This window comes from Mesorhizobium vachelliae (assembly GCF_033977325.1).
Lineage (GTDB): Bacteria > Pseudomonadota > Alphaproteobacteria > Rhizobiales > Rhizobiaceae > Mesorhizobium > Mesorhizobium vachelliae.
In genome coordinates this window covers 37,102-48,310 of sequence record NZ_JAVIIR010000014.1, presented here as the reverse complement: position 1 = coordinate 48,310, position 11,209 = coordinate 37,102, and the positions used below count along the sequence as shown (strand labels likewise).

Genomic DNA, 11,209 nt, shown 5'->3' with positions numbered 1-11,209 from the left:
GGCCGCGCTACTCGGCAGCGTCGCGGATGCCCGCCGGCGTATCGGGAATGCCCGAGGGCTTGTCCGGGAAGGTGCAGATCACAGTGGTGCCCTTGTCCTGGCCGGTCTCGATACGCACGGTTCCGCCATGCAGCTCGACGAAGCTCTTGACGATCGAGAGCCCGAGCCCCGCGCCGCGCCGTCGTCCGCCATTGGCGCGCGGCTCGAAGCGGCGGAAGACCGATTCCAGCACATCCGGCGGCATGCCCGGGCCGTCATCATGCACCGAGAACTCGACGCCGTCGGCCAGGCGTCGGCAGGTGAGCCGGATCGTGCTTGCCTCCGGCGCATAGTTCGCGGCGTTGCTGAGCAGGTTGTAGAGGATCTGGCGGATGCGTGTCTCGTCGCCATGGAAGCTCGCCGGCGCCTCCGCCGCGTCGATCTCGAGCTTGATCTGGTGCTCGTCCAGCCGGTCGGCGACCAGTTCGGCGGCCGCGGCGATCGTCCGGTCGATGTTCATCTCCGAGATGTCGAGCTGCATGATGCCGGCATCGACGGTTGCCAGGTCGAGGATATCGTTGACGATGGTGAGCAGCACCGATGACGACGAGCCGACATGCTCGACATATTCGCGCTGCTTCGGCGTCAGCGGCCCGGTCGCGGGCAGCGACAAAAGCTCGGTGAAGCCGATGATGTTGGTCAGCGGCGAGCGCAGCTCATAGGACACATGCTGCACGAATTCGTTCTTCAGCTGATCGGATCTCTCCAGCGCCTCGTTCCTGTCCTTCAGCGCCCGTTCGACATTGACGGTGTCGGTGACGTCGACGAAGGTGATCATCACCTGGCCGTTGGGCAGGTGGATCACCGCGTAGCTCAGCACGTTGCCGTTCATCAGCTCGATCTGGCCGCGGCGGTCGCGGCGCTCGTCGTCGAAGCCGGTGACCGCGGCGACGAAGCCGCCCCACGGGCTGTTCGCGGCCCGCTGGTCGCACAGGTCGCGGATCGCCGAAACATGGACGTTCGGCTTGACCGCCTCCGCAGTCAGTCCCCACAGCGCGACGAAGGCCGGATTGGACAGCCGGAGCCGCCCGTCCGGACCGAACACGACCACGCCTTCGGCGAGGTTGTCCAGCGTCTCGCCCTGCACCCGCACGGCGGTCTGGTAGCGGCTTTCGAGATCCATCTTCTCGGTCAGGTTCTCGAATACCCAGGTGACGCCGCCCTTCGGCTGCGGGTTCGCCACCACGCGGATCGTCTTGCCGTCCGGCAGGTGCCACCAGTGCTCCTGCGATTCGACGGCGCGGTAGGCGCTGAGCAGGTTTTCCTTCCAGCGCCGCCATTCCGGCTGCTCGGCGATCCTGCCTTCTGAGCGCAGCCTGTCGAGCAGCAGCGTGTTGGAAGGAGCGCTGAGCAGGAAACCCGAGTCGAGACCCCACAGCTTCTGGAAGGCCTGGTTGAAGAAGCGCAGCTTTTCCTCGGTGTCGAAGATCGCCACCGCGGTGTTCAACTGGTCGAGCGTGTCGGCATGGCTGCGCACGGTTCGCTCATATTCGGCGCGGATCGTTTCGGCCGCGCTTGTGTCGCAGGCAAGCCCCGCCGAGCCGTCGGCGCCGGCGTAATCGGTGACCGCGAACATGCGGCGGTCGCCTTCGATCACGGTGGAAAGCGTCTGTTCGAAGACCGGGCGCGTCTTGTGCTGCTCGGCGATCTGCTCGCGCGCCTGGCCGCCGAGGAATTCCTTGGCGTCGCGCACGGCCGCGGCCGCGCTTTCGGCCTCCACCGCCTCGGCATAGGCGCGGTTGGTCCATTGCAGTCGGCCGTCCGCGGCGCGCAGCCACACCGGCATCTTCAACGCGTCGAGCAGGCCGACCAAGGTGTCGTAGGCGGCGCTGAGCCGCTGATTCTCGATCTTCAGCCTGGCCTGGTTGCGCAGCGTCTCCGACAGCGACACGAAGCGCACCAGCACATGCGCCGCGCTCTTGCGGCCATGCACCTCCAGCGGCACGCCGGCCTGCGTCTCGATGATCAGGTCGAAGGCCTTCGCCTGCTCGCGCAGCGCGGCAACCGCGTGCTCCAGCGCCGCCGCCGAGCGCGGCATCAGCCAGCGGCCGAAGGCGAGGAAGGCGGACCGGTCGTCCGGCGCGCCGCTGTCCAGCGGCAGGCTGCCGATGAGTTCGGGCTTCTTGTTGTCCGTGGCCCAGACCACCAGCCGCTGGTCGCGCAGATTGAGCAGCGCCTCGGAACGCTGCAGCGCCGCGTTGACGTCCGCGACGCGGGCCCTGAGCTGGACATTCTGGGAAGCGGTGCGGGCGCGCTCGCGGATCAGGAAGATGGCCGAGACAAGTGCTGCGCCCATGACGCCGACGAACATGGCGAGCTGCATGACCTCAACGGTGCTGACGGGCGCGGCGGCCTTTCCCGCAATGCCCGTCTCGGCGTGGGCGGCAAAGGCCAGCAGCGGCCCGGCAAGCGCCGAGGTCGCAAGAAGCGAGGCCAGCCGCAAGCCGGCACGAAACCCGCCGCCGCTCACGGCGGGGCCGGCCTTGTTCGAATCCTCATGGCCGCCGGAAACGGCCTTTCCCGCGCGTGGCGGGTAATCCCCCGGCATGTCTTGGTCCTCTTCGCCGCTTGAATGCAAGACCGCCCTGAATGCGTCCCCGGCCCAACATGTCCCCGGACCGCGAATCACAACAATAACGCCTGCCGGAATCGGCGTGAAGAATCATTGGCGCAAAAAATAAAGCCGGGCGGAAAGTCAACCACCCGGCTTCAATATCTGGTAGATAATTTCGCTTTGGTTAATAGCGATAGTGTTCCGGCTTGTACGGGCCCTGCGGCGTCACGCCGATATAGGCGGCCTGTTCGCCCGACAGCTCCGTGAGCTTGGCGCCGAGCTTGTCGAGATGCAGCCGCGCCACCTTCTCGTCGAGATGCTTGGGCAGCACATAGACCTGGTTCTGGTACTGGCCGTGCTTGGTGAAAAGCTCGATCTGCGCCAGCACCTGGTTGGTGAACGAGGCCGACATGACAAAGCTCGGATGTCCGGTTGCGTTGCCGAGGTTGAGCAGCCGGCCCTCCGACAGGAGGATCATCCGCTTGCCGTCCGGGAAGGTGATCAGGTCGACCTGCGGCTTGACGTTGGTCCATTTCAGGTTGCGCAGCGACGCGACCTGGATCTCGTTGTCGAAGTGGCCGATATTGCCGACGATCACCATGTCCTTCATCGACCGCATATGGTCGAGCGTGACGACATCCTTGTTGCCGGTGGTGGTGATGACGATGTCGGCGGTGGGGGCTGCGTCTTCCAGCGTCACCACCTCATAGCCGTCCATCGCCGCCTGCAGCGCGCAGATCGGGTCGACCTCGGTGACCTTGACGCGGGCGCCGGCGCCGCGCAGCGAGGCCGACGAGCCCTTGCCGACGTCGCCATAGCCGCAGACCACCGCGACCTTGCCGGCCATCATCGTATCGGTGCCGCGGCGGATGCCGTCGACCAGCGATTCCTTGCAGCCATATTTGTTGTCGAATTTCGACTTGGTGACGGAATCGTTGACGTTGATCGCCGGGAAGGGCAGCAGGCCCTTCTTCTGCAGCTGGTAGAGGCGGTTGACGCCGGTGGTGGTTTCCTCGGTGACGCCGCGGATCGCTTCGCGCTGCTTGGTGAAGAAGCCGGGCGAGGCCTTCAGGCGCTTCTTGATCTGGGCGAACAGGATCTCTTCCTCCTCGCTGCCGGGATTGGACAGCACGTCCTCACCCGCCTCGGCTCGCGCGCCGAGCAGGATGTACATGGTGGCGTCGCCGCCATCGTCGAGGATCATGTTGGAGGTGCCGCCGTCGGTCCACTGGAAGATGCGGTCGGTGTAGTTCCAGTAATCCTCGAGCGACTCGCCTTTGACGGCGAAGACGGGGATGCCGGCCTCGGCGATCGCGGCGGCCGCGTGGTCCTGCGTCGAGAAGATGTTGCAGGAGGCCCAGCGGATGTCGGCGCCCAGCGCCTTCAGCGTCTCGATCAGAACCGCCGTCTGGATGGTCATGTGCAGCGAGCCGGTGATGCGCGCGCCCTTGAGCGGCTTCTTGGCGCCGAACTCCTCTCGGCAGGCCATCAGGCCCGGCATTTCGGTTTCGGCGATCTCGATCTCCTTGCGGCCCCAGCCGGCAAGAGAGATGTCGGCGACCACATAGTCCTTGCTACCCGTCATGGCAGTGCTCCGGTGATTTTTTCTCAATGGCGCGCCGGCGCCGGGAGGCGCGTGGGAGGGCGCGATCGCCGGCTTGACTAGCAGATCGGTCGCTGGACGACAATGGGATATAAAGAAATCTTTATGCGCGCATATCTTCGAGGCAGTGCATGTCGTCCGAAAGCGCCGGGTCACTTTCGGGCGAAGACATGCATTTGGACCGAGTCCTGCCCATGAGCGGTGAAGCCGCACGTGCTTCAACGCCATCCAGCCTCGCGACCGACCCACGATCTTCGGCCGTGCGGACGTGACGGCTGGGGCAGGGACGAGGGCTGGGGTTTCGCGAGGCCCAAGCTGGGGCACGGCGCGCAGAGGCCAACCCATGCTGCCTACTTGGTGACTTCAAACTTGGCCCACATGCCGCTGGCGAAGTGCTTCGGCTGATTGCAGATCAACAGGTACTTGCCCGGTTCCAGGGTCACGGTCAGCGTGCCCGATTTGCCCGGGTCGAGCTCGGGAACCTCCCCCCTATCGTCAGCCTTGCTTTCGTCCACCTTGGCGTCGTCCCCGACATAGGGAAGCGGTTGCGCCGGGTCCTTTAGATGCATCACGATCATCTCATGGACCGTATTCTTCGAGGTGTTGGTGACCTTGAACGATACGACGCCCGCCGGGACGGTGGATCGCGACACTCTCACTCCCATCGTCGCTTTGGACAAATCGAGGTCCGGAGCCTGGTAGGCCATGCCGGTCCTCATCACCATGCCCGCGCCCTGGTCCCAAAGCTGGACATTTACCGTTGTTGCCGCCGACGCCGTGGGCGACCACAAGCCAAGCGTTATCGCCGCCGCAAATGCGACGTTTCCATGGGGTGCCATTGGATTTCTCCGATTTTAGAGAGCGCATGCGCTGACGTCGCCGCTACTCGAGCGGTGCGCGGCAGGCTTGCTCTGTTGTGGGCTTTCCTACCCTAGTCCAAGGACAACGCCTGTCCCGGCTCGATTAATCCCGAGCTTCCCTTTCACATTTTTCGCTATGTCCCAGGGCTCACGGCCTAGTCTTGCTTGCCCGGTTGGATCGTAACGGGCCGGGAGATCGGCCAATGAGTTCAGGTCGGCCTTGGCATAAGGCCAACGAACTTTCGCGTCAGATTTCCTCGCCGAAGCGCGAGGCGACGAGCTGCTCCAGCGCGTCCATGGCCGGCACCGCTTCCGGGCCGCTGGCGATGACGCGGATCGAATAGCCCGGGCTCGCCGCCAGCATCATCAGGCCCATGATCGAGGTGCCGCCGACCTTCACGCCGTCCTTCTCGACATGGATGGTGGCGTCGAAGCCGCTGGCGACCTGGACGAACTTGGCCGAGGCGCGCGCATGCAGGCCGCGCTGATTGACGATCGGGAATTCCCGCACCACCTCGTCTGTCTGCGGCGCCGATGCGTTCATTTGCTGCTCAGGAGCTGGCTGGCGACGTTGATGTATTTGCGGCCCGCCGCCTGCGCCTCGTCGAGCGCGGCGGCCATGTTGTCGCCCTTGCGGATCGAGGAGAGCTTGATCAGCATCGGCAGGTTCATGCCGGCGATGACCTCGGTGCGGCCGGATTCCATCACCGAGATGGCGAGGTTGGAGGGTGTGCCGCCGAACATGTCGGTGAGCACGATGACGCCGGCGCCGGTGTCGACGCGCGCCACGGCGTCGACGATGTCGGACCGGCGCTGCTCCATGTCGTCGTCGGCGCCGATCGCCACGGTCTCGAAATTGTCTTGCGGCCCGACAACATGCTCTACGGCATGCCGGAACTCGGTGGCGAGTTGACCGTGCGTCACGAGCACGAGTCCGATCATTCTCTGGTGGCTCCCGTCATCGCCGCTTCACAGGCGTATCTTATGTTCGCCAGCCATTCCAGGCGGCGGGAGCGCTATCTTGTCGACGCACGCCCGGTTGACAAGCCCAAAATTGCGGCGGCCCGGGCCATTTTGACGCATCGCAGCAAAAAACCCCGGGCGGATCATGAAAAAGGCTGGATCGACAGCCGCGCCATCAGCATGGGCAGCGCGGCCGTGACATTCTGCCGGGCGACATCGATGCGGGGAAGCCGGCATCCGGCGATCGTCTCTATGGCTTCGTCCTGCAGACGCGCCATGTCGGCCGGCTCGACCAGCTGGACCACCAGATCGATCACGGCAGCCGGCTCGAAGGCCAGCGGCCGCGGCCCGATGCCGTGCACCTCGCAGAGTCCGGCGATGCTTGCCGGCACGCGGCACACCAGCCGGCCGCCATGCGCGGTTGCAAACAACTGGTCGTCGCCGACCAGCCGGGAAAACATGCCGCGGGTGCGGCAATGATCGATAAGCGCCAGCGCCAGCGTCGTCTTACCGGCGCCGGACGGCCCGGTGATCAGAACGCCATGCTCGCCGATCAGGAGGGCCGTCCCATGGATGTTGCGGGGCTTCGTGGCGGTGTCCGGCATGGTCGGTTCGGCGATCAGCTTTCCGCCGGCAGCGTCACCACGAAACGCGCGCCCTTGATCTCGCCGGGCTTGGTGCCGGGAATGTTCTCGGCGGTCAGCGTGCCGCCATGCGCCTCGACGATCTGGCGGCTGATCGATAGCCCGAGGCCGGAGTTCTGGCCGAACGCCTCGCCGGCCGGCCGGTCGGTATAGAAGCGCTCGAAGATGCGGTCGATCTTCTCCGCCCGGATGCCCGGGCCGTTGTCGTCGACGGTGACGATGTTGAACTTGCCCGCGCGAGCCAATGAGATCGCGATATGTCCGTGCTCGTCGGGCACGAAGGAGCGCGCGTTCTCGATCAGGTTGGTGATGACCTGGCCGATCCGGAGGTCATGGCCGACGACGAAATAGCCTCGGGCGCCGGCCGGCAGCTTGGCCACCTTGAGCTCGATCTCGACCGCCTTCTTGTTGCGCGTCGTCTCGCGCGAGACGGCGATGAGGTCGGTGATGAACTTCTTCAAATCGAGGGTGGCCGCATCGTCGCGCGCCAATTCGGCGTCGAGGCGCGAGGCGTCGGAGATGTCGGTAATCAGCCGGTCGAGCCGCTTCACGTCGTGCTGGATGATCTCCATCAGGCGCGCGCGAGACGTGTCGTTCTTCGCCAAAGGCAGCGTCTCGACCGCGCTGCGCAGCGACGTCAGCGGGTTCTTCAGCTCATGCGACACGTCGGCGGCGAAGCTTTCGATCGCCTCGATTCTCGCATACAGCGCATTCGTCATGTCGCGCACGGCGATGGACAAATTGCCGATCTCGTCCTGACGATCGGAAAAATCGGGGATTTCCTCGCGGCTCTTCACGCCCCGCCGCACCCTGACGGCGGCGGCGGAAAGCCGGCGCAGCGGATTGGCGATGGTGGACGCCAGAAGCAATGACAGGATCGCGGTGACGAGCGCCGCCACCCCGAACACGCGCAGGATCGCCTTGCGCTCGGCCGCGACGATCTTGTCGATGTCGCCGCCTTCGGTCGAAAGCATCAAGACGCCGAGCACGGCGCGGAAGCGCTGGATCGGCACCGCGACGGAGACGATCTGCTCGCCTTGCTCGCTCACCCGCACGATTGTCGAGGGGCTGCCAGTCAGCGCCTTGACCACTTCCGGGAAGGCGGCGCCATTGCCGCCGGGCTGCTCGTGATAGACCGGCAGGTCCTTGTTGCGGAAGAAGTCGAAGATGAATTTCTCGACCCGCTCCAGGAGGTCCGGCTGCTCGTCCTCGACCGGCGGCAGGTCGTAGCGCAGGATCTGGCCGCGCGAATAGAGATGCCGCGAATCGAGCAGCAGATTGGCGTCGCGGTCATAGATGCGGGCGCGTGTGCGCGTCGGCGAGATCAGGCGCCTGAGCACTGGCGCGACGCGTTCCGGATTGATCGGGAAATCGAGATTGTCGAGCTGGTCGGAACCCGGTCCGAGGCTCTCGCCGGCCTGCAGCTCGAGCAGCTTTTCCGGGTCGATGCTGATCGAATCGGTCTCGACAGTCGCCGAAGCCGCGATCGCGCCGGCGATGATCTCGCCCTGCGTCATCAGGCTTTCGACGCGCGCGTCGATCAGCCCGTCGCGGAAGGTGTTGAGATAGAGGATGCCGGTGACCAGCACCGCGAGGCCGGCCATGTTGAGGAACAGGATGCGCCGGGTCAGGCTGGAGAAGATGTGATGGCCGAGAAACCGGCGCATCGGCACCGTGAACTTCGACACGAAGGCGGGCACGATCCGCGGTGGGCGCTTTGCCGCGCCCACCCGTCTGCCTCGCTCTACTTCCACTGCCATCGAATAGCAGGCCCTGCTTGGTTAGTGAGTAGTGAGTGGGCAGTAGGGAAGAATGGTTGGCTGACCGCGGCTATGCATGAGCGGCCGCTCGCATCATTCAAAACTGACTACTGACTATTCCCTACTGCCTATTCATGCCTCGCGGAACCGGTACCCGACTCCGTAAAGGGTTTCGATCATCTCGAAGTCGTCGTCGACGGCCTTGAACTTCTTGCGCAGCCGCTTGATGTGGCTGTCGATGGTGCGGTCGTCGACATAGACCTGCTCATCATAGGCCGAATCCATCAGCGCATCACGGCTTTTTACCACGCCGGGGCGCTGCGCCAGCGAATGCAGGATGAGGAACTCGGTCACCGTCAGCGTCACCGGCTCGCCCTTCCAGGTGCAGGTGTGCCGCTCCTGGTCCATCACCAGCTGGCCGCGTTCCAGCGAGCGGGCCTGCTGGCTGGGCGCCTTGGCCGCCGCCTCGCGGGCGCTGGTGCGACGCAGCACCGCGCGCACCCGCTCGACCAGCAGGCGCTGCGAGAACGGTTTGCGGATGAAGTCGTCCGCGCCCATCTTAAGGCCGAACAATTCGTCGATCTCGTCGTCCTTCGATGTCAGGAAGATCACCGGCAGGTCCGACTTCTGGCGCATGCGGCGCAACAACTCCATGCCGTCCATGCGCGGCATCTTGATGTCGAGGATGGCGAGGTTCGGCGGCCGCGCCGCCAGGCCTTCCAGCGCCGACGCGCCATCGGTGTAGGTTTCGACCCGATAGCCCTCGGATTCGAGCGCGATCGACACCGAGGTCAGAATGTTGCGGTCGTCGTCGACAAGCGCGATTGTTGCCATTTCAAGCGGCTCCCTCATGAGCTGTCCCTTCTGTCGTCGAGAAGGGGCTTTTGCAGGACAAATTGGGTACAAAATGTGGCACGGGCCCTGTCCGAAGTCACGGGCGGCCTGCCGCTACACACGATCGCACCCCGATTGGGATTGGACGAACCAAGCTTGCCAATCCTTTGGGCAACCTCTGCGGTTTTTTGCACATATAAACGATTTAAACAACTTTCAAATTTTTTAAATCGATTAATGATTTGATATCATTCGGCTTTTCTGGTTCTGAACCTGGCGGCCCCAGTGCGGGCTCCGGGAAACCTCCCGTCACATGCGGCCAAATCCAGAGAGGAAATTTGATGTCGGAAGCCGGCAAACGCAACCCCGACTGCGCCATCGACGCGATCGGCCTGAAGACCACGGGCATGGTACGCTACAATTTCGGCGCGGCCGAACTCTATGAGGAAGCGATCCGGCGCGGCGAGGCACGGCTGACCGCGCAGGGCGCGCTGGTCGCAGAGACCGGCCAGCACACCGGACGCTCGCCGAAGGACAAATTTGTCGTGCGCGACGAGGCGACTAGCCCGCATGTCTGGTGGGACAACAACAAGGCGATATCGCCAGCTCAGTTCGAAACGCTGCTTGCCGATTTCCGGGCACATGCAGCTGGCAAGGACCTCTACGTCCAGGACCTCGTCGGCGGCGCCGACGCCGATCTCAAGCTGCCGACCCGGGTCGTCACCGAATTCGCCTGGCATTCGCTGTTCATCCGCAATCTCCTGATCCGTCCGGAAGCCGCGGAGCTCGAGCGTTTCGCGCCGCAGATGACGATCATCGACCTGCCCTCCTTCCGCGCCGATCCGGCGCGTCACGGCACCCGCACCGAAACGGTGATCGCGGTCGATCTCACCCGCCAGATCGTGCTGATCGGCGGCACCTCCTATGCCGGCGAGATGAAGAAGTCGGTCTTCACCATGCTGAACTACCTGCTGCCGGCAAAGGGCGTGATGCCGATGCACTGCTCGGCCAATGAGGGGCCGGCCGGCGACGCGGCGGTGTTCTTCGGCCTGTCCGGCACCGGCAAGACGACGCTTTCCGCGGATCCGTCGCGCACGCTGATCGGCGACGACGAGCATGGCTGGGGTCCGCACGGCATCTTCAATTTCGAGGGCGGCTGCTACGCCAAGACGATCAGGCTGTCGGCCGAAGCCGAACCGGAGATCTTCGCCACCACGCAGCGCTTCGGCACGGTGCTGGAGAACGTCGTGCTCGATGCCGGCCGCGTTCCGGATTTCAACGACGGCAGCCTCACCGAGAACACGCGCTGCGCCTATCCGCTGGACTTCATCCCCAATGCCTCGAAGACCGGCCGCGCCGGCCATCCGAAGAACATCATCATGCTGACCGCCGACGCCTTCGGCGTCATGCCGCCGATCGCAAAACTGACTCCGGCGCAGGCCATGTACCACTTCCTGTCGGGTTACACCGCCAAGGTCGCGGGCACGGAAAAGGGCGTCACCGAGCCGGAGGCGACCTTCTCGACCTGTTTCGGCGCCCCGTTCATGCCGCGCCATCCGTCCGAATACGGCAATCTGCTGCGCGAGCTCATCGCCAGCCATGGCGTCGACTGCTGGCTGGTCAACACCGGCTGGACCGGGGGCGCCTACGGTACCGGCCGCCGCATGCCGATCAAGGTGACGCGCGCCTTGCTGGGCGCCGCGCTCGACGGTTCGCTGAAGTCGGCCGAGTTCCGCACCGACGCCAATTTCGGCTTCGAGGTGCCGGTCGCCGTTCCGGGCGTCGACGGTGCCATTCTCGACCCGCGCTCGACCTGGGCCGACAAGGCTGCCTATGACCGTCAGGCCGCGAAGCTGGTCAACATGTTCGCGACCAATTTCGAAAAGTTCGAACGCCATGTCGACGCCACCATCCTCGGCGCCGCGCCGCGCTTGCAGGAAGCGGCTGAATAG

9 protein-coding genes are annotated in these 11,209 nt (G+C 64.7%); 1 reads left to right on the top strand and 8 read right to left on the bottom strand.

The features are described 5' to 3' along the window. Window positions 1–7: 7 nt before the first annotated feature. The 8 genes from RFM41_RS25635 to RFM41_RS25600 form a co-directional block, all read right to left on the bottom strand. Window positions 8–2,587 (bottom strand): sensor histidine kinase, encoded by a 2,580-nt coding sequence (locus tag RFM41_RS25635; RefSeq protein ID WP_320252224.1) that lies wholly within the window; start codon window positions 2,585–2,587, stop codon window positions 8–10. A 190-nt stretch (window positions 2,588–2,777) separates the two neighbouring features. Next, on the bottom strand, window positions 2,778–4,178 hold the full coding sequence (gene ahcY, locus RFM41_RS25630; RefSeq protein WP_320252226.1) for an adenosylhomocysteinase: 1,401 nt from the start codon (window positions 4,176–4,178) through the stop codon (window positions 2,778–2,780). Window positions 4,179–4,546: 368 nt separating this feature from the next. Then, window positions 4,547–5,035, bottom strand: coding sequence for a hypothetical protein (locus RFM41_RS25625; RefSeq protein WP_320252228.1), 489 nt, complete (start codon window positions 5,033–5,035; stop codon window positions 4,547–4,549). 268 nt (window positions 5,036–5,303) lie between these two features. Continuing rightward, window positions 5,304–5,600, bottom strand: coding sequence for an HPr family phosphocarrier protein (locus RFM41_RS25620; protein ID WP_320252230.1), 297 nt, complete (start codon window positions 5,598–5,600; stop codon window positions 5,304–5,306). Then, the gene (locus tag RFM41_RS25615; protein WP_006201271.1) at window positions 5,597–5,998 is read right to left on the bottom strand and encodes a PTS sugar transporter subunit IIA; all 402 of its coding nucleotides are present in this window, start codon (window positions 5,996–5,998) and stop codon (window positions 5,597–5,599) included. Before RFM41_RS25615 ends, RFM41_RS25620 begins: the two co-directional genes overlap by 4 nt. 164 nt (window positions 5,999–6,162) lie before the next feature. Further along, window positions 6,163–6,624, bottom strand: coding sequence for an HPr kinase/phosphorylase (locus tag RFM41_RS25610; RefSeq protein ID WP_320252233.1), 462 nt, complete (start codon window positions 6,622–6,624; stop codon window positions 6,163–6,165). Between the two features lie 14 nt (window positions 6,625–6,638). Continuing rightward, entirely contained in the window at window positions 6,639–8,423 is a 1,785-nt protein-coding gene (locus RFM41_RS25605) for a sensor histidine kinase (protein WP_320252235.1), read from the bottom strand. Between the two features lie 132 nt (window positions 8,424–8,555). After that, window positions 8,556–9,257, bottom strand: a complete 702-nt coding sequence (locus RFM41_RS25600) for a response regulator transcription factor (RefSeq protein ID WP_006201274.1) — start codon at window positions 9,255–9,257, stop codon at window positions 8,556–8,558. Window positions 9,258–9,598: 341 nt separating this feature from the next. On the opposite strand from RFM41_RS25600, the gene RFM41_RS25595 reads away from it, so the two are divergent. After that, the gene (locus tag RFM41_RS25595) at window positions 9,599–11,209 is read left to right on the top strand and encodes a phosphoenolpyruvate carboxykinase (protein ID WP_320252236.1); all 1,611 of its coding nucleotides are present in this window, start codon (window positions 9,599–9,601) and stop codon (window positions 11,207–11,209) included.

Bases quoted from the DNA above. Each gene is read 5' to 3' on its own strand.
- RFM41_RS25635 (WP_320252224.1), bottom strand. From the start codon at position 2,587: ATGCCGGGGGATTACCCGCCACGCGCGGGAAAGGCCGTTTCCGGCGGC.
- ahcY (WP_320252226.1), bottom strand. From the start codon at position 4,178: ATGACGGGTAGCAAGGACTATGTGGTCGCCGACATCTCTCTTGCCGGC.
- RFM41_RS25625 (WP_320252228.1), bottom strand. From the start codon at position 5,035: ATGGCACCCCATGGAAACGTCGCATTTGCGGCGGCGATAACGCTTGGC.
- RFM41_RS25620 (WP_320252230.1), bottom strand. From the start codon at position 5,600: ATGAACGCATCGGCGCCGCAGACAGACGAGGTGGTGCGGGAATTCCCG.
- RFM41_RS25615 (WP_006201271.1), bottom strand. From the start codon at position 5,998: ATGATCGGACTCGTGCTCGTGACGCACGGTCAACTCGCCACCGAGTTC.
- RFM41_RS25610 (WP_320252233.1), bottom strand. From the start codon at position 6,624: ATGCCGGACACCGCCACGAAGCCCCGCAACATCCATGGGACGGCCCTC.
- RFM41_RS25605 (WP_320252235.1), bottom strand. From the start codon at position 8,423: ATGGCAGTGGAAGTAGAGCGAGGCAGACGGGTGGGCGCGGCAAAGCGC.
- RFM41_RS25600 (WP_006201274.1), bottom strand. From the start codon at position 9,257: ATGGCAACAATCGCGCTTGTCGACGACGACCGCAACATTCTGACCTCG.
- RFM41_RS25595 (WP_320252236.1), top strand. From the start codon at position 9,599: ATGTCGGAAGCCGGCAAACGCAACCCCGACTGCGCCATCGACGCGATC.